Origin of the sequence: Cohnella caldifontis, assembly GCF_029360585.1 — a bacterium.
GTDB lineage: Bacteria > Bacillota > Bacilli > Paenibacillales > Paenibacillaceae > Cohnella > Cohnella caldifontis.
Genome location: NZ_JAQZSJ010000026.1, coordinates 16,467 through 35,257, shown reverse-complemented (window position 1 = coordinate 35,257; position 18,791 = coordinate 16,467). Strand labels below are relative to the sequence as shown.

Sequence of the window (18,791 nt, the reverse complement as noted above, 5' to 3'; positions counted from 1 at the left end):
TAATAGGAAACGACAAAAAGGGTAGATTCTGTGAACAAAGAATGGCTATTGAACTATTTGAACAACCAAAAAAACCGTACTTTTGATATCCATCGGCTGGAGAAAGCATTTATGTCCGCCGTTGGTATAGATGCCTTTTCCTATAAAAAGTTTGCCGATTTTGTGCGGGATTTAGAATATGATGGGGAGATTACACCTGTAAAAAATAAACAAAAAATCCACAATGGAAAGGACCCCCAACTCCCTGTGGAATGGCGATTGATAAAAAAACAGATTGAATCTAGGTGGAATATAGGGCGGTTTATGACCTTGGCTTCGCTCATTGATTTGTCCTTTTATCAATCCCACCCAGAAGAACAAACGGAAGAAGCCTGGAGTCGCATTTCGGCTGTAGCTGCTTTCTTGGAAAGCCAAGACCCAAAAATTTGGGTTTCCCGGGAAGAACGATCATACCAGTTATTCCATGATGAAAAATGGTTGGATAACAGCGAGGGGAAGGAATTTTTGCGGCGGATTAAAAAGACTCTTCCCGACCTTTATGCTCGTGTCTATGGTGAGCCTTTTGTGTATTGGCTCCAGCCTCGTATGCTGACAGAGGACGTACGCCGCATTTTGATCGTGGAAAACCGTTCCCTCTTTCACTCATGCAGAAGGGTGCTAGAGGAAGGCGGGAACATATATGGCCTAAGCCCAGAACTTCTGATTTTTGGACGGGGGAAACATATTGTCTCTTCCTTGTCATACCTGGAAGACTTGCGAGTCCCTGTGTCTTTAACAACCATTTGGTATGCAGGAGATTACGATCCTAGCGGCTTTGCTATCTACGATAGTTTGAAACGATCCTACCCCGATTATCCCATTCAGCTAGCGATATCCTTCTATGAAGAAATTGCTCAGATGGCAAAATCAGCTGTTCCTGTAAAACCGGGTCAAGTTCAAAACCGGGAACAAGTCGCACAGTTTTTTGAAGAAGTAAAACCGTATCCACTTATTTTGGATAAGGCCGAACAATCATGGAGCAAACGGATTCGCTTCCCTCAAGAAGCAATCTCCTATGAAACGATGCAGAAAGGGGGCCTCACATGAACGTTGAAATTTGGGAAGGGTTCCGGGAACGAACCACCATGCTAAACCCCATTTTTATGTTAGGAAAAGGGATGGAAGTCGGGGCAACCTTAACTCCTTATCTCCCCCAACTGTTATTGGCGATATTACTCGAGGTCTTTTATCGGGAAATCAAAGATGACGAGAAGCGATCCCGGTCTGATCTCGTTGCCATCGCCAAAGCAATTATGGAACATCAAAACTTGCCCCATGACGATGACAAAGCCGAACGGTTAATCAGTGGCCTTGTGTCCTACGGAAATCCCAATCTACGGAACCCGTTTAGCGCCAAAGTGTTTGACCCATCTAGTGGGATGTTTAGTGATAAACCATTCTTATATTTGACGATCGATACAGAATACAGGAAACGGGAAGCCATCTATAAATTGACGCAAGCTTCTCAAAATATGATCTTTTTAAGTCGAGAGGTCATTTTGGAGTTTTCCATTGAGTTCGAACAGCTTTATACCCTTAAACTGATTCGCAATAATAATTTTCGGTCCGCCCTTCAGTCATTGGATGTATTGATTACGAAAATCAAGCAACTGATCGCACAAGAGCATGATTACCGGAGGCATCTGCACCGCAATCCTAAAATCCTCATGGAACAAGGAACGCAGGCAAGAAAAGAACGACGGAATGAAATTGAGCGTCAGTTTGAAGAGTCCAATCAGCGATTTGATAAAATGATTCGCATGTTGGCAAACGTGGATTTGGCCACACCGGAAGCCCGTTTCCACATTCTCGAAATGGAAATGAAAGTCCATGCTACCATGGCTTTATCGGCCAAATTGCATGCGGAGCTATATCAAAATATTGAGTTGGAGCTTTCCATTCGGAAGTACCGGCCATCCGCCTTTATGAAACGTCGTAACGTTTCTTTTAAAACCGATATTTGGGAAAATGAGCTTCTCGCAAAAGGAATTCCGGCCAATACGATGGGGAAGCTGCTCTCCCCCTTCTTTTCCCCTCGGGCACCTTTTATTTATCCAATGGGGTTAATTTGGAGCGAACAGGAAGTACGTCATCATGACGATGAGATTCATGAAGAGGATGAGCCGGAAGAACAGTCCTTGGAACCAAAAGAAACCCGAGACTGGTCCGCCTTATGCCGGTATTGGGCCCCGGTCATCCGTGATTTGATTTACATGGAAGAAGTCAGTTTACGGGACATCCCTGCAAAAGAATGGACTATTGAAGCACTGGAGTTATGGATGATCTTCAAAACGGATGTGCTGGAAATCCCTCACCTGTTTACAACCCATCAACCTTATGAGGATGAGCGGATGGAGTTGATTCGACATCTCATCATCTCAGATCCGTTTTTTAACGAGATTGCAGGAAAAACCATACGGGCCCGTTTTGAACGAGGTGCTCCCCTTCAGTTTTTTGGGGTTCGCATCTCCCCTATCGTTATCAGCATCAAAGATCCTGCCGAGGAGGATACCGCCCATGCCATTTACAGCAGAACAACTTCATAAAAGCGCGTCCATTTATTTTTATTTGCTCCGTCATAAAATGGTCGACCGCAATCAAGATTTTCTGGCTCCCTATTTTTCCGAACAAGAAATTCACGAGGCCACGAACATTATTGCCAAACAATCTGGAACTATGATCCTGGAGACGCCAACGAAACTCCATTTGGTTGTGGAACCAGAAGGCAGTGTGTACGCCTCTTCTTTTACACAGTTAAAGGACAAGCATTCCCGAATCAAAAACCGGGATGAATTGGATTTGCTTCACATCCTTCTCATGGTGCTGCTGTGTGAGATGGACGGGGATTTATTGATTCGTAACGAGCAGGAAATTAGCGGGGTTACAATTCATAAATGGATTGATCTGGTGGACCAAACCATGGCCCGATGGGACCAAGAGTTGCAGAAACAGCCGGAAATCGAAGCCGAATGGGGCATCGCTATTGTCCAGATTAAGGACATGTGGTTTGCCAAACAGCCGTATGAAGATGGAGGGGGTAAGCCTGTAGCGTCTACGAAAACAAAGTATTCGTATTGCACCTTGGCCGCAAACTTGCTGGTGGAAGAACGGCTTCTCCGAATCGTCGAAGATGACGATCAAACCATTCTGCTTCCAACCGATGATCTTTATGACCGGCTTGATCTTCTCTATCACGACCATGACCGGTTTAAACAGCTCAAATCCATTATTGATGCGGGGAGGAACCAAGATGCCAGCCATTAACGCCTTACGCATAACCGGGCCGCGCTATAACAAGCAGCTTAAATTTTACTTGAACAGCGTGTTCGATTTCAATGCCGACCACTCCCTTCTATCCATGATTAACAGCGGCGGTAAGGGCGTATTGCTGCAATTGTTGTTTCAAGTGGTTCTTCCCATGGTTTCTTGGGGAAAAGAGGGGACTTCCACCGTACGCCACTTCTTTTACGATGAGAAGGGAAACTTTAAACCATATCCTTTTTATGTGTCCGTCGAATGGGTACTGGATACGACTCCAAAGCGCTATTTAGTTACGGGGATTGCATTTTTTGCAACGAAATCCATGAAAAAAGAAGATAACAACGAGAACGTTGAGGTGGACTATACAACCTTTGTTCGGGAATACGGGGAACACGAACGGTTTTCTATTCGTGATTTGTCATATTACGACGAGCAGAACCGCTCAATTATGCCTTATAAAGAGTGGTGCGATCTTCTTCACTCCGGAGTATATGAATTCCGGTATTTCACAAACTCTTCCAAAGATAAAAGAAGGTACAAGGAAACGCTAGCGTCCTACGGCATTTATGCGGATGACTGGGCAGAGATGGTCAAAATGAATCGAAATGAAGCCGGCATTCAGGATTATTTTGAGAAGGTGTTTCCCAATTCGCGTACCAATATGGGGTTGTTTAAAGAGCTTTTGATTCCGACGATTGCCGAACGCTTGCACAACGAGGTGGAAAGCAGCACAGATCTGGCCAAATTATTTAAAGATGCAGCTGTTATCGCTGAGCAGCTTCCCTTTTTGCGAAACCGGGAAGAGGCGCTACATGTGCTTATCGAAATGTGTAATGAGCTGGAACTTGCTGTTTCTGCTTGTGTTACCGCCAAAGAGGATTTGGAGAATACCAGACGTGAAGGTGTCCAGTTGTTCAGGTCGATTGAGGAGCTTCTCCGCATGACCAAAGCGAATATAGCACAAAAGCAAACCGATCAGAGCGCCTTACTGAAACAAAAAGAAGACTTTACTTGGCAGCAAAGTAATCTAGGCTATGTACGCGCCTTACGGGCGGAACAACAGCAGCTAGAAGTGTGCAAAGAGGCAGAGAACAGAGACCGCGAAGCCAAAGCTGATTTGAAGCGTAAACAGGATACCCATAAAGAAGCCCAGCTCCAAAAACTAAGAAAAATTCAGCACGACTGTTGGCAGAGTGTCCAAACCATCAAACTTCAAATGGAGGCCATTGAAAACTCGGCCGAAGTGAAAGCGAATAAGCAAAAGTTGACGGAACTTCGGCAAAAGGCCCTTTCCGAGTGGGATATCCTCCGTCAGGAATTGCAGAACGTTCAAGAACAATATGAAGCGTATTATACTCATTTGACTCAATCTAAAACCGAGCGCGATCAGACCTTGAAGAACCTTAATGACGAACTAATTCAAACAAAGGCAACGATACAAAGTCTGGTAACACAAATCGATGATTTCGAAACCAAAACCCGCCAGATGGAAAACTTACATGGAGTCGCCATTCGTTTAGATCCGGAAGGGATCTATAAATTTGAACAAACCGAGTTCGAATCTCGGGTTGAGCAAGAGCGGAAACTTTCCGCAAAAATTGAACAGCTGTCTCAAGAAAGCACAGAGCTTTTTGGCCGTGTGCAAAAGGAAGAGGAGCAGTTTGCTCAGGCTTCCAAAGCAGTATCTCTTGTATATGAACAGTACCATAAACAATATCAGAGCGAAGAAACCCTGGCTGGTGAGTTGATTCGCGAGCTCAGAGCTGTTCCTTCAGAAGAAGTGCCTGTGCCGGAATTTTTACGCGCTCAAAAGCCGGTCTTGGAGGCAAAGATTCAGCACTGGGAACAACGCAAATTGCAGTTTAAAGAAGAGATCTGGACCTTGAAGCAAGAGCTAGACTTGGACCTTGGCACTGAAGATTCACCGGTTTGGGTTCCTAACGCCAGTCTGATTCTGGCCAAACAAAAACTTGAGAAGCGTGGCTTCGCGATTATGTTGGGCACGGAATATGTTCATCATTTAGAGATGCCCAAACGAAGAGATCTGTTGGCATCCTTTCCTCTTCTCCCTTATGCGCTGGTGGCGTATAAGAATGAGGATATTCAGACTATTCTACAGGCAGATTTATTCCAGGACGACGTTCATTTTTCTCCTGTACCTCTTTATGCTGCTGAGCGCCTTGAAGGCAGTGAGACCCATCTGTTTGCGATACCGGCAAACCAGGCTTTTGAGCTGTCTGCCGTTCCCGGGGCATGGGATGCACGGAAACAAACCTTGATTGTTCGGCTGCAGGACTTGACTGATCAGATGGGAAAATGCCAAAAACAAGAAGAGATTCACCGACAACTGTTGGAGAAGGTGAAATCAACGCTTCTTCACACCACCTCTACTCTCCTCTTACAAGAGTATGAGAAGAAAAAGAGTGAGGCTCAAAATATGGAATCGCGCCTACAAGAAAGCCGGAATCTCTTGCAGGTGAAGGCGGAGTTAGTTGACCAAGCGAAGGAAGAGAAGGAACATTTGGAGTTAGCTGTTCGTGAGCTTCGATCCCGTGTACAAGAGTTGGAGACCTATGTGACGGATTATTGGAGAACCATGGAGCGCATGAATGAAAAGGACCGGCAGGTGAAACAGGAACGGAGTTTGGGAAAACAGTATGAAGAAGTATCCGAACAAGCCAAGAACATGGGGGATTTGCTATTTAACTGGAGTATAGCTTATTCCAAATGGAACCAAGACATTCAAGGGAAAATTGAACAAATTCGTTTCTATGTGGACGATGCAGCACTCCCTTCCGCTTCCAAAACTGAACCATCGGAAGAGCCTCCTCATCTGCACGTTCACAGCGAAAGTCTGCTCCATATCATCTCAACCATGAGAAGCATTGACCAGGATATTTCCATGAACAATGCGGAATTGATCCGTTTGCAGACCGAAATGAAGCGTGCACTAGAGGATTTGCAAATAGCAAAAGACCATCTCGAAGATGTTGAACCGAATTGGGATCGGATTCCTGTTCCTATAGAATCGGTCGATTGGCTGGAACGCCGCGAACGTGTCTTGAAAGAGGAAGTCAAAACAGCCGCTAATGCGGAACGAGCCTGCGAAAACGCATTGGTAAAGGCAAAAACCAGCCTCGACCACCTGGTGAAGGACCGACAGAAAGCAGAGCGTAACGTGGAGAACCCTGATCCTTGGAAAGATGTTGTAATCGAAGCCAAAGAACTGGAAATCGAACGCGGCATTGCTGCAGTCGAAGCAGGGCTGCTAACCCTTGGAACTCAAATCAAAAATCTTCAAGGTGACGAAAAACGTTTTGAGTTAATGCACAACAGATTGGAAGCCTACTTGGATACGGATGACGTTCAAACGCAAGTTGCACTAAATCTGCCGTTACTGGATAAAATCAGACAAGATCCTAATATCGTCTCTTCCTGGAATGATTCCCGGAAAAAGAAAGAAGACGTGTATAAATCGGTTATGAAAAAAGCCGATGAGATCTGCAAAAAACATCTGTCAGTCATCGAGGGATCTTCGTGGGACGAGTATTTAAAAGAAGTCATGGTAGGCCAATACCGCCTGCTGAGAGACTCAGAGCCCGAAGACAAGTTGGAAATCTTGAAAGAAAACCGAAATTATGCCCTCTTTGAGTTGGAAAAACAAAAAGACGATATCGGCATTGCGGAAGAGGCACGTAGGAACTGGGGAAAACATGCTTCTAAGTTTTGTATTTCGATTATCAAGGGGTTACGGGAGATGACCCAACGAATGTCCATTCGAAATAAGGGGAACCACAAATTCGATCTCCTGCGCCTTCGGCATGCTGAACGTCTGCCTAAGCTAGTCGAAGATATCGAAATCTATATGTTTGAGTTTTTTGATAATGTCTTAAAAGAACTTTTAAAAACCCATTCAGCTATTGAAGGGCTTGATATGGGTATCATCAAGAAAAAAATAAATCCAAGCGATTTGGTATTCGCGGCTCTTCAAAATCAATTTCCAATCTTGGAAATCTACAATCTGAATACAGACAATACCTTTTTGACGGAACAACCGTTGAGCCACTATTTTACGGAATGGGAAACGATGAATACGGGATCACATACAGAAACTGCCGGCAGCGGCGGTCAATTGGTTGCAGCCCGGACGCTGGTAATGATGATGCTGTTAACCTTTAAACGTAAGAGCACCGATCAGCGGTATTCAGTCCTCATATCGGATAACCCATTCGCCAATGCCATATCGCCCCACGTAGTGGATCCGATATTTGTCATTGCGGATTTGTTGAAATTCCAGTGGCTGGTTGTCACTCCTCCGGAACTGGTGAAGCTCGGCATTTCTCAAAAATTCCCGGTCTACTGTTCCCTGGACCTGCAGAAGCAAAAGAGTGGCAAAGATGCCGTCACTCATCACGTCCATCACGGATTCCGCCAGTTGAAACAAGCTCCGAGGCTTATATAATAGTAATAAATAAGTGGCACCGCCGATAACCTTATTTGGAAACGGCGGTGCTTCCATTTTGTAACGCATGTTTAATTAGTAATCAGGTCGTGGCAACCTAACGTTCAGATCTTCAATAAAATCTAAATAATCCCTAATGACCTCATGCAACTCCTCAAATGAACCAATCTCTCGGTTCTTGAATGCGTGAATAGCATTACGACGTCGCTGAATCTTGGTGACCCATTGATTACGTTCATCCCGTTCGTCGTCCATCCAGATCTTTTCCTTAAAAAAGACAATAAGTTTGTCGAATTTGGCCCCATCCGGATCAACTACTTTACCTTTGTACATAATTGCTTTCTCATCTACCCGGTAATCAGTCAGATATACGGAGAGAAAAAGTTTCATTGTGTTTTCAACAAGAGTCCCTATGTTTGTCCATGCGAGTATCAAGCTGCCGTCATGATCTGGCGCATCGGCTTCCGGTGCGTCCACCCATCGGTGCAAGGTATGTGAAAGTGATACCTGCCAATCCAATCTCGATTTTTCTAACAAATCCGCTGCAGAGGATGGTGCCCAGCCATGAGAATTTGACCAAAATTGCGCAATATCTTCATTTACTTCGATGATTTTGTTGATGGTATCTTGCAGCGGCCAACTTTTTCGTCTTTCCTTGTAGCTGGAGAATTTCAACAAAACACCTCCTCCTAGAAATCACAAAACATTAATTAATGTATCTTTTAGGCAATCGGTTTACCATTTTTTACAGGTTCATCTGGCTTTAAAAGCACCACATCGCCTTCCTCCGGAACTGCCCCAATTACCTAAACTTCCGATTCAAAACCAGCGATACGTCTAACAGGAAAGTTTACTACTGCGATTACTTGGCGGCCAATAAGTTGTTCAGGTTCGTATCTTCTCGTAATTTGAGCCGAACTGCGCTTAAGTCCAATCTCACCAAAATCAATTAATAATTTTATTGCAGATTTTCGTGCTTCCGGAAATGGTTCTGCATGAATTACAGTTCCGATCCGAATATCCAACTTCATTAAATCCTTAATTGTTACCATGAGTCTCGCCTCCAACTTTTGCATGTAATTACCTAATAAATTACCCCAATATAGTGTAGGACCTACCTACCTTGTAAACATTAAGCTCAAAACAGTATACTTCTGATTCTTCTTTTTGTTACGGCTATAAGCCGAATTGATACTATTGCCGCATATGATTGTCCAATATTTCAATCGTCATTTATGTGGAACAACTTGGCAGGAACGTCGGATAGGATTGTCGAATTTTGAAGTTAACGAGTTTATCACATTTCCTGAGGTGTAGAATGAACATAATTCAGAAAATTTTCAAGGCATTTAAACCTTCAAATAACTCCATATCAAAATCCAATATTTCCGCCGACAATACCACGAAAAACCATTTAAAGGAGCCAACCGATAAAATAAATACACCAGCTCCATTGAAGCCGGCTGAATTGCTATTATTAGATTACGTCAATGGATCCTCAAGCAATATCCAGTTTCCAGGTTATTTTGAATATCGTTATGAAATCAACCCACATTTGACGCTGAAAAAACTAATTGATCAAGGATACCTGAGCGTGACACACAATGTTGAAGAGAATATGAGAAAATCAACAATGCCCGTTTTAAAAGACGTGCTAAAGCAAAAATCACTGAAAACATCAGGTAAAAAGGAAGATTTGATCCTACGGATACAAGAACATGTTGACCAGAAAGAGCTATCCCAATTGTTCCCCGACCTCGTATATCAATTGACTGATCAAGGCCAAAAGGCTGTTCAAGAAAATGACCATATTTGGTTTTTTCATTCCCAAAACTACGTAGATGTAACGATTGATGAAGCTCAACAGGAAAAAGTAAAAAACCCTGGTCTTTCAAAGTTTGAAATAGGATATAAAATCCTAAATATTAAAAAGCAAAGCCGTTGGAAAGAGCGGAATTTCGGACTTTACAGAAATATCTTGCTCGGTTTCTCGGTCTTGCAGGAGCAAGAAGGGAAGTACGAGGAATCATTAAGAAATCTATTTGAGATTTGCTTCATTGATCTGAGCGGAATGAGCAATAATTTCGACAAACAATACCTGCACATAGTCGAGAAAAACTTTTTTCCTTACGAGAAGTCAACATGCACGCTCGCTCCCGGTATTAAATCAAGAATCGTACATTTGCGTGATGAATTGAATCTATCAGAAAATGATTTTAAGGAACTTTATTTTGGCGCAGTGAACTCGCTTCAAGTCCCCTTCCATATCTTCACCAAGCAAGAGACTTATCAAATCTTGGTTGAAGAGTTGAACGAAAATCAGGAACGTTTGAAACAAATCTATCTTGAAGCTAAAAAGAGATATAAATTTCAAAATAAAAGGTAACTGCATTTAACGAACTTTCTTAGGAAAATGCAGCGGCGGCCGGGGAAAGTACTGCCGCTGCATCGTTTAAAGATTTATTGACGGCTATAAACCAACAATTGTCCAGGTAGCCGCTATCTTGATCATGGTCACCTTTTCTCGCGGATTTCTTTGTAAATCTGGTCAGCTACCTCCTCCACGCTTTTTATTCCAAGGTCTCCTTCGCTACGTTTTCTGACGGACACTGTGCCGGAAGTTGCTTCATTTTCACCGATTACCAGCATGTAAGGAACTTTCTCTAGCTGGGCCTCGCGGAATTTGTAGCCCAACTTTTCGTTACGCTCGTCGATCGATTCAATCCTCGAGCAATTTGCTCATAACTCCAGTAATATCGGATATTTCATTTTCAAATTCCTACTTTTCAGCCAACCAACGTTCCCTATATAATTTCTCTGCTTCTTCTTCAGACATTTGTTTTAGAAGATCCTCAAACTCAATAATAATCGCAGCAGCATCCATTGAATCAGCATATCCCACTTTATCGAATGCAGCTATTAGTGAACCTACCGCCTGTTTGGAAGTAATACAGTTATTTAAAACATGGGAGAAGTTGTCTATAAATAACTCACTATTAGAGATTGCCGTCTTTTGAAGAATTGGATCTTTAGTCTTTAAAAAAACACGGATTGATTCAAGATAATTTACAAAGCTGTTCTCACTCGGAAGTTTATCAATATGGCGTTCTAATAGATCGATTAAGAAAGTGACTTTTTCTTCGTCATTAAGCAATGTCATTATTATCACCTTCATTGGCAATTTGTTTTCGCATATTCATCTCTACTACTATGTTACAGTGAGGTCATCAATTACATCATGATGAATTTCAATAAACTTCTTTCTTAAGCCAGAAACCCGAATCAGTTCCCAACGCTTAACAATTGCATTCGTATTCATCAATTCTACTGCCTTGAGATTAATTCGTCTTTTTTGAAATTCCTCAACCGTCTCCAATACAACATTTAATTGTTTGGCCGTTTCAGGTAACTTGTGTAACATTTTAAATAAAAGAGGTAACTTACCGATCCTTCGTCCGATCTCTGTTTTCGTTACCCTGATAAGTTTATCAGATTTTCCATACAAAATTTCATTTGCCGCTAATTGAACCTCTTTAGCAATTTGATGATCCCTTTCTTCCCAATTGATCCGTTCACGCTTTTTAATACTCTTCCTATTAACGGGCGAATGTTCATGCAACCACGTCCTATCATGTCTGTACAGCCAGGTATAAGCAGATTGATTTAGTTTTCTAAGCTCGGTTACAGACAACTCACTATTACTACTTATTAATTTCTTCCATTCTTCTTTATAGCGCATGCTTTCTTGATCAACCGCAGATGATATGACTGTTTTGCTATCGGAAAGCCTACTTATCACTGTTTTCGGATCACAACCAAGCCTTCTGGACATTTCTCTCAGCGATATATCTTGTTGAGATATAATTCGCAATTTCTCGTTCCATACTTCACCAAAGTTTTTTATTCGGCCAATCTTAAAACGATCATCATTGGATTGATCTGGCCCTTTCCGCGAATAGACAAATCCACAGGAACAGGAGAAAGTTCCTACTGGCATTCCCGTTTTTGAACATCTTGTAATTTCACATGATGATATCACTGGATCTTTATAATGATTTGCAGCTTTGTTGAGACATGGCCATGGCCCTTTCCCAAAAGGTTCATAAGATATCTTATAATCAGATATTTGATTAGTCATGCTTTCGATAGTCTCGCCTAGAAAACCAAGAACCAGTAGATGCCTTAACGGGTGGCACGTAACACGCGGTTTCCTAAGTAATTTATGTAGCCATGTTGCTTCTTGCGAAAGTTCAATGTGACTTTGAAGTTCTGTTAGCAATTCTTTTCCTAAAAATAGGTTAAATGCAGGTATTAGATCCGCCCACCTGATTCTTCCCGTATGATTGGCCAGACCCATATGTTGCAACTTCGATACATAAAATCGATTCAGTTTAAGCAAACCGAGAGGATTCCAACTACTGCTCAAGAGAAGATTTGTCTGTTCAGCAATAAACTTCAGGATATTAAAAGACTGGGGAGGTACTGGATTGTACTGTAAGTCCTCATTCTTCAAAATAATTTCTAACGATACATATTCGTGCTTATTTCTTTGCTTGGTATGTGTCACATTGGTTGTGATAAGCGCATTAGGGTGATAATGACATACAAATACCCCATCGGCCTGGTGGGACCTATGCCAATACGCCTCTCCATAGATTTCGCGATCTCTAATAACACAAGTCGGGCAATACCTTAATCCTTGTTGTGTTTTAACCGTCGAGGCCGGTTTACCAATCTGCATGTAAGCAGAAGTCCCCTTACCTGACTTCATTATTTCTTTCATTTCTAAATATCTTTTGTCAGAAATAAAAGGCGCATAGTATGGGAGAAATGTATGGTAAATAATTAACTCTTCAGGACTATACAAACTTCCAGGAGGCATTCTATCACATAGAGAAGTCAAATGGGATGGGAATAGTAATGATGCACACACTTGTGTATCCCCAAATAAATCTTCCATCGTCAGTTTATGATTCTCGTTTCCTGAATCTCTATGATATCTGGAAAAAGCACTATATAGTATTTCATCCGGGAACAAAGAAGGAAAATATATCATACTGCCTTCACTCCAAACTAATTGGCAATATGATTATTTTTCCCCTTTCCGATAAGGATATTCCCAACATAGTACGAAATATTTACCTCTGTTTTCCTTTAGACTTCTCGATTGAGTTGCTCTAATAACATCTCAATTTTGGCCCTTGTCTCGTCTCCACATCGACCATATTGCTTAGAATAATTTAAAACAGCTCTATACGTTACGGTCCGATATCCTTTCATCCTCAACTTCTTAAATATTCGGTTAAGGCCTCTAATTAAAAAAGACTCAAAATCTTCAATCGATTGCTGTAATACTCTTGTGCTCTCTGGTAAGCGCTCTTGCATATTTGTTATCCTTGATTTTTCCAAAGGGGTTAATTGATTCAATATTGTGTGTTTTCTTATCCTGGTGCTACAAGTTATTTTCAATTGATTAGTTACTTCCCAAATTTTCTTTGCCAGTATTATGTCGAAATCTTTTAAATCAATTTTTTCTTTAACTCTTGCCTGTCTCGGAAAATGTTTGTTTAGCCACTCCGAATCATGTCGATATAACCAGTTATATTCTCTTGGATGTAAACGAAGCATCGTTATTCGCTTTGTGGTCTTCTTTTCTCTTGCCGTCTCCAACAATATATTTCGAAATATATACTTGTTCTTCAATACCCCAGTAGTTGCAGTTTCTTTTATAGCTAATGAAGTATCATAAGGGATCTTTAATTCTGATGCTTTTACCATCTGGTACTTTAACTGATTTACATAAGTTTTTAACGCGGTTTCGGAAAAGCCGGTTTTTTTTCGAATCTGATAAATTGAATATCCCGCACTATAAAGATCCTTCACTTTTTCTTGCCACAGATGCCCCTTACTAACGACCAAGGGTTTGCGTGATTCATCCCCTTCCGGTTTCCATAACCGTGAATAAGTATAACCACAAATCGGACACACAAATTCAACCGAAACTGTAGAACCACCTGATCCCTTCGAATTACGAGTACAACGGTTAATCACCTTTCGATTATATCCTTCACATATTGTGTTGTAGCACTCCCAAGGGCCATTACCAAAAGGAACTTGAATTGCGATAGGATGATTATAGCTAAGTAACTCATCAACGGAATGAAAAAGATACTGGATTAGCACGATATAAAACAAGACATGTCTTCTCATATCATCCAACGTCAGAAAACGAGCTACAAAATGTTTTGATACTAATTGAGTCTTCTCTAACCCAATTACTTTTAGCTGCTCTGATGAATATTTGGATACCATTTCGCTTAAAAACTCCAATTTCATCACACGACCACGGTAATGAATATATTTTAGTTCCCACAATTTCATCATTAACTTTAATTGAATAATTTCAGCACTAAGCTGATCAGAGTAATCTCGTAGTTTGCATAAATCCTGCATCAGTTTATCTTTGAACATAGTAATGGAGTTTGTCTTTTCAATTAGTGGAGTTTCCATAGTTGATTTGCATTTTTTGCATTTCGATTGGTAAATGAGTTCTTCTGCATAGTCTTTACTCAAAGGATAATTACAATTTGGGCACGCATTAATAAGTTTCGAATAGTGAACTGGACAATAATCAAGGAACGATAGTTGATGAATACGATGTACGTAACAAATTCCGAATTGTTCTTCATCAACTTTCAAACATTCAGGGCAATATCGTATCTGTTTTGAGAATAGCCCTGCTATATGGAGTAGAGTTGTTTGATATAATTTTTCATTACCGAATTTCATGAGCATATGTATTTTTTCTTGATTTGTTTTTGTAAGGAAACAGAATATTAACCCTACCCATGTATGCTTTTCAATGAAGGTATTAAGTCGAAGAGAATGCCCAATCGGAAGTCTGCAACAAAAATATTCAAGTTTCATCGGAAACATAAGATTTTTATGGGACCTTATACCGAACAGTTCTTCCTTTGACTCTGAAAATATGGAATTGGAGGACATAAGGTGATAACGATAAACAATGCTTCGAAAATCTTCATCGGGTAACGGTTCAGGGAAGAAGAGCATTTGAGGCATACAGCACCCCCATCATTGTCTTTTCGAATTTAAGATATGATATCTAGCAACTCATCTACGCCTCTTATATACCCCTTTTCCTCAAGTGCTTCTTCCGTAGTTAACCCTTTTCTGTGCCCAACTTGAACAACATATCGAATATCATCGTGCTTCAATTCAGGTTTTACCTTTCTCACTACTTTCTTTTTCGGAAGCTCTTCTGTTGATTTTATAATATTGCTTTTAGTCACTACCTGAGTATAATCAGCGTTATCTACAACAAGCCGTGCAATCTGACCAAACATTAAGGTAATATCGCCCATTCCAGAACTAGCATCATAAACCTTATTCGCTAGAACTTCTGCATCAGTTGAAGATTGAACAAGCTGCAGTGCAAATTCCGTTAGTTTAGCCAAGATCTCTTCTTTTCTTTTTTCCTGAAGAACTCGCGCATGTTCTTCTGCTAAGCTTCCGTGTACAGTAATCCTATGAGACGCCTCTTTTATATAGCCGTTTAATGGAACCCAATCCGGCTTAATATCATCCAATTCTTTGTACGCGGTTGGATCGCCCGAGCGTATTCTATTAAATATAGGCTGAACTAAGTTCAGACTTCTTTCTGCCACCTCACGAATATAAGACACGCGTATACGCTCATCTCCACCATTTACAATCGTCAGGGATTGAATGTGGATAAATAGCTTGACCGCAATATCTGGAATCCCCATGGAATAAAAATGCATTGCTTTTTTTATCTCAGGCGTGACTTCGGTATATGTTTTTGTATATTGAAGATCCCAAAGATTTTCGATGAAATGGTTCCATTCCCAACTATCCTCAAGCATATAGCCTGATATATTTTCTGCATAGCCATTTGGCAAACACTTCCTGGTATTAGCCAGCGAATCTTTGAACAGGTATAGTGCTTTATATGATCCGATTAAAATAACCGGTACTCCAAGTGTATTTACAAGTTGAGTGATAAAATCGATCATGTCCTCTTCTCCACCAGAGTAAGCCTTCTGAATTTTTTGTATCTCATCAATCACAAGTACACCTAGATTAACTTGGGCCACGGTCTTAATCAGTCTAATTACCAGTTTATCGATTGTTCCAGGCTTTTCAGCATATCTTTCATAGAAGTTCGTTCCCAATAATTTATCTACCTCAGCATAAAAGCTTTTGCAAAATGTACCGACCGATTTATTATATGGACATTCTACTTTTAACCATACCAGTTGAGTCTGCGTTAGCGCTCTCCCTTGATACTCACTATGATGAATGACTTGTGGAAACAATTTGGTTAACATTCGTTCATATATTTGCGTTTTTCCATAACCATTGATGGCGATTTCGACTAGACTCTGGGCTGTCTGAACATTCCCAGCTAAGTTTGCGCCGTTTTCATCAATACCTGATTTAAATATCTCATCCCAACCTACTGCAAACTGACGATTATACATTGCGTGCATCGGATTTCTTGATTGATAACCCATTTTGATCATCGTATATAAATTTCGATACTTATCATAGTGTGAAGGTAGAGGCAACCAAAAATCTGGCCGTATTTGTTGAACCAATTCAAGACGGTCTTCAATGCATAAATTGTTGTACTTTGAATCCATAGGGGGTGCAGAATAAAGTGCATCAATGAAAGTACTTATATCAACCCGGTTAGGCAATGCTTCAATAAAAGGGTTCCCTTGATTTTTGGGATTGATTTGCTCAGTATATTTGGCAAAGATATGCGTTCCTTTTAAACCAACATTTCCATCGCTAATCATCGGACTCATTTCTTCTCCTTCTTTCTAAACTTTTTCTTGAAAAGAGCGATTGAATATCACTATTATTCACATAAGTAATCTCGTCCTTTTCATTTGTAGTAAGAAATACAACTACATTTTCTGCAGAGGGCTTTGTAACATTATTTGACCTATCAGTTGCTTGTGAAATATTAGTCATCGCGCCCATAGCCCCCCAAGTTTTACTATCCGCACTTCTAACTTCACGTTTGTTCTGATTTCTAGAATAAAAACTTCTGTCTTTCGTAGCTGCTTTCGTCTTCTCCTTTGCCGTTTCATCAAGCACTTTGGTAAAAGCGTGCAACTCAGCCCGAGGCTGTTTCTCTAGTTTCTCTTGTTCTTTGATTTGGGAGTCTCGATACTCCATGATTTTTGCAACTTCATCAAAATGCAAGCCATCGAACTCTTTGGATCTTCCTGTAAGTAAACATGAAAGCAAATCGTTCTTATGCTTCAAAAAAATGCTGCTGCAATTTCTTGGATCATATGAGATCTCTATTTTTGTTCTACCATCAATTCCGTTCCCGTTTCCCTCAAACCAACCTTCTCTTATCCCAACATCACAAGTGTAAGTGAGTCCTCGAAACTCAATCCCAAAGCGAGTTACCTTGGCCTCTTCGCGCGGCAATAAATTATACCGCAGTTCTTTTCTTGATTTTTCATGAAGCAATCTTACTCCCTTATCCCAATTCCATACTTTTAAAGGGGTAAGTTCAACTTGATCAGTAAACATTTCTTTTGTTGGAATGTAATCTTTGCTCAAGGCACTTTTGTTGTATGTCAAGAAATATACAATCAAAAAACGATTAAACTCTTCAATAGTCCAGGCTGAATCACGAGCAGGATTATAATCCCCTCTAACCAGTTGCTTAGCCTCTGTTGAACCGGAAAGTAATTGCCTTATCGTTTCATTAGTTATATGAAAGTTTGATTCAACAAATGGCTTTAGATCTCCACGATAGGAAGGGGCGTTTAACACATCCACATTAAGGTTGACAAATCTCTCTGAAAGTTGTGATTTCAGCTCTCCACGGTCACCAACTAAGTTTTGGGGTAAATACTGACAGGGCCAGTCTTCCTCGTGAATTGGAATACCGTATCGCGCACAATTTTCAACCTTGTTTGTAGCAGCATGTTCAACAGCTACCATAGCTTCGAACCATGACTCGGGAGCTAAACTCACATGATAACCGACAACTAATCTGCTAAACACATCAATGACTACATATACTGTTGGCTTGCCCAGTATCGTCTTGCGGTCAAATGAAACTAGAATTATATCTGCTCTAGTTGCATCTACTTCAAATACTGCCCCAACACATATAGCTTTTTCCGAGGCATTTCCCATCATTGCTCGTACATCCATATTTGCACGCCGTTTGCCACGTTTATTCGAATACCGTGAAAAAGGCGAGGAGTTGGTTTTATACCAGTAACGAAATTGTCGCAGACTTGGACTTTTATCCGGATCAACAATCGGAACCTTAACACCATATTTCCGATAAAAACCGCGTTTATAAAAAGTTTCACACATCCTCTCATGTGTTGTAGTAATATTCATTCCCTTCCGGATGTGAAAGACTTTGATTGCTGATTTAAAGATTTCTATGTCCGCTTCCGTTACCATAGTTCTGTTTGTTGATACGGGACCTGGCTTCTGCTTATAAACTCTCTGTTTCCCGGGCACACCACAGTCAAAATAATTATCGAGCAAACCGTTCTTGGACTTGCCATAAAACCAATACTTTTTTAAATAATCCCTGATTACCTTCTTTGATTTTCCTGAAGACAGATGTACCTCATGGATTAACTTTCCTCTACTTTCTGATACATATATTTCTGGCTCTCTTAATACGATATCCTTGATAAGATTCCAACGACGTTCCCGGTTGTCTTTGTATTTTTCTAAATATTTTTCATCAGGAGACAAGAGCCGCATGTCGGTCTCTAGTTCAGTTAATCTACTCTTTTTCTCTTGAATCTCCCTCATAATTTCTTCGTACCTTATAAAGTAAGGGTATAACATGTTACGGTGATCATCGATATTAATCACTACAACATGTTTTCGTTCATCATCAATCCACAAGATACGTAACATCTCTACAACCTCAAGATCTTCATTCAAACGCTCAATGATAGAATTTACTACAATCAGCATGTTCAAAGAC

At 40.9% G+C, this 18,791-nt stretch carries 11 protein-coding genes and 2 pseudogenes; 5 read left to right on the top strand and 8 right to left on the bottom strand.

The window, feature by feature from the left end:
• The first annotated feature begins 30 nt into the window (after window positions 1–30).
• The 4 genes from PTZ19_RS23385 to PTZ19_RS23370 are packed head-to-tail and all read left to right on the top strand — an operon-like array spanning window position 31 to window position 7,762.
• A complete protein-coding gene (locus tag PTZ19_RS23385) occupies window positions 31–1,086 on the top strand; it encodes a Wadjet anti-phage system protein JetD domain-containing protein (protein ID WP_276358046.1) in 1,056 nt (351 codons plus the stop codon).
• Complete coding sequence (locus PTZ19_RS23380) at window positions 1,083–2,585, top strand: hypothetical protein (RefSeq protein ID WP_276358045.1); 1,503 nt, start codon at window positions 1,083–1,085, stop codon at window positions 2,583–2,585. Before PTZ19_RS23385 ends, PTZ19_RS23380 begins: the two co-directional genes overlap by 4 nt.
• Window positions 2,557–3,303: a DUF6063 family protein gene (locus tag PTZ19_RS23375; RefSeq protein ID WP_276358044.1), complete on the top strand. Its 747-nt coding sequence runs from the start codon at window positions 2,557–2,559 to the stop codon at window positions 3,301–3,303. The genes PTZ19_RS23380 and PTZ19_RS23375 overlap by 29 nt, the downstream gene beginning before the upstream one ends.
• A complete protein-coding gene (locus PTZ19_RS23370) occupies window positions 3,290–7,762 on the top strand; it encodes a coiled-coil domain-containing protein (RefSeq protein WP_276358043.1) in 4,473 nt (1,490 codons plus the stop codon). The genes PTZ19_RS23375 and PTZ19_RS23370 overlap by 14 nt, the downstream gene beginning before the upstream one ends.
• A gap of 75 nt (window positions 7,763–7,837) precedes the next feature.
• Here the strand turns inward: PTZ19_RS23370 and PTZ19_RS23365 are convergent, their stop codons facing one another.
• Window positions 7,838–8,437 (bottom strand): hypothetical protein, encoded by a 600-nt coding sequence (locus PTZ19_RS23365; RefSeq protein ID WP_276358042.1) that lies wholly within the window; start codon window positions 8,435–8,437, stop codon window positions 7,838–7,840.
• A gap of 47 nt (window positions 8,438–8,484) precedes the next feature.
• Window positions 8,485–8,814: pseudogene (csaA, locus tag PTZ19_RS23360) on the bottom strand (chaperone CsaA).
• 266 nt (window positions 8,815–9,080) lie between these two features.
• Between csaA and PTZ19_RS23355 the strand changes: the two are divergent.
• Window positions 9,081–10,148: an SAP domain-containing protein gene (locus PTZ19_RS23355; protein ID WP_276358041.1), complete on the top strand. Its 1,068-nt coding sequence runs from the start codon at window positions 9,081–9,083 to the stop codon at window positions 10,146–10,148.
• A gap of 128 nt (window positions 10,149–10,276) precedes the next feature.
• Here the strand turns inward: PTZ19_RS23355 and PTZ19_RS23350 are convergent.
• From PTZ19_RS23350 to PTZ19_RS23325, 6 genes and pseudogenes are all read right to left on the bottom strand, one after another.
• Window positions 10,277–10,489, bottom strand: a pseudogene (locus PTZ19_RS23350) (His/Gly/Thr/Pro-type tRNA ligase C-terminal domain-containing protein); the annotation flags it as partial.
• Between the two features lie 52 nt (window positions 10,490–10,541).
• Complete coding sequence (locus PTZ19_RS23345) at window positions 10,542–10,922, bottom strand: hypothetical protein (RefSeq protein WP_276358040.1); 381 nt, start codon at window positions 10,920–10,922, stop codon at window positions 10,542–10,544.
• Window positions 10,923–10,970: 48 nt separating this feature from the next.
• Complete coding sequence (locus PTZ19_RS23340) at window positions 10,971–12,818, bottom strand: TnsD family transposase (protein ID WP_276358039.1); 1,848 nt, start codon at window positions 12,816–12,818, stop codon at window positions 10,971–10,973.
• 98 nt (window positions 12,819–12,916) lie between these two features.
• A complete protein-coding gene (locus PTZ19_RS23335) occupies window positions 12,917–14,842 on the bottom strand; it encodes a TnsD family Tn7-like transposition protein (RefSeq protein WP_276358038.1) in 1,926 nt (641 codons plus the stop codon).
• Window positions 14,843–14,871: 29 nt separating this feature from the next.
• Window positions 14,872–16,614 (bottom strand): ATP-binding protein, encoded by a 1,743-nt coding sequence (locus PTZ19_RS23330; protein ID WP_276358037.1) that lies wholly within the window; start codon window positions 16,612–16,614, stop codon window positions 14,872–14,874.
• Complete coding sequence (locus PTZ19_RS23325) at window positions 16,598–18,781, bottom strand: Mu transposase C-terminal domain-containing protein (RefSeq protein ID WP_276358036.1); 2,184 nt, start codon at window positions 18,779–18,781, stop codon at window positions 16,598–16,600. Before PTZ19_RS23325 ends, PTZ19_RS23330 begins: the two co-directional genes overlap by 17 nt.
• Window positions 18,782–18,791: the final 10 nt, after the last annotated feature.

What these genes read in the sequence shown, in the direction of transcription:
- PTZ19_RS23370 (WP_276358043.1), top strand. Translation starts at nt 3,290, where the DNA reads ATGCCAGCCATTAACGCCTTACGCATAACCGGGCCGCGCTATAACAAG.
- PTZ19_RS23355 (WP_276358041.1), top strand. Translation starts at nt 9,081, where the DNA reads ATGAACATAATTCAGAAAATTTTCAAGGCATTTAAACCTTCAAATAAC.
- PTZ19_RS23345 (WP_276358040.1), bottom strand. Translation starts at nt 10,922, where the DNA reads ATGACATTGCTTAATGACGAAGAAAAAGTCACTTTCTTAATCGATCTA.
- PTZ19_RS23335 (WP_276358038.1), bottom strand. Translation starts at nt 14,842, where the DNA reads ATGCCTCAAATGCTCTTCTTCCCTGAACCGTTACCCGATGAAGATTTT.
- PTZ19_RS23340 (WP_276358039.1), bottom strand. Translation starts at nt 12,818, where the DNA reads ATGATATATTTTCCTTCTTTGTTCCCGGATGAAATACTATATAGTGCT.
- PTZ19_RS23330 (WP_276358037.1), bottom strand. Translation starts at nt 16,614, where the DNA reads ATGAGTCCGATGATTAGCGATGGAAATGTTGGTTTAAAAGGAACGCAT.
- PTZ19_RS23375 (WP_276358044.1), top strand. Translation starts at nt 2,557, where the DNA reads ATGCCATTTACAGCAGAACAACTTCATAAAAGCGCGTCCATTTATTTT.
- PTZ19_RS23380 (WP_276358045.1), top strand. Translation starts at nt 1,083, where the DNA reads ATGAACGTTGAAATTTGGGAAGGGTTCCGGGAACGAACCACCATGCTA.
- PTZ19_RS23325 (WP_276358036.1), bottom strand. Translation starts at nt 18,781, where the DNA reads ATGCTGATTGTAGTAAATTCTATCATTGAGCGTTTGAATGAAGATCTT.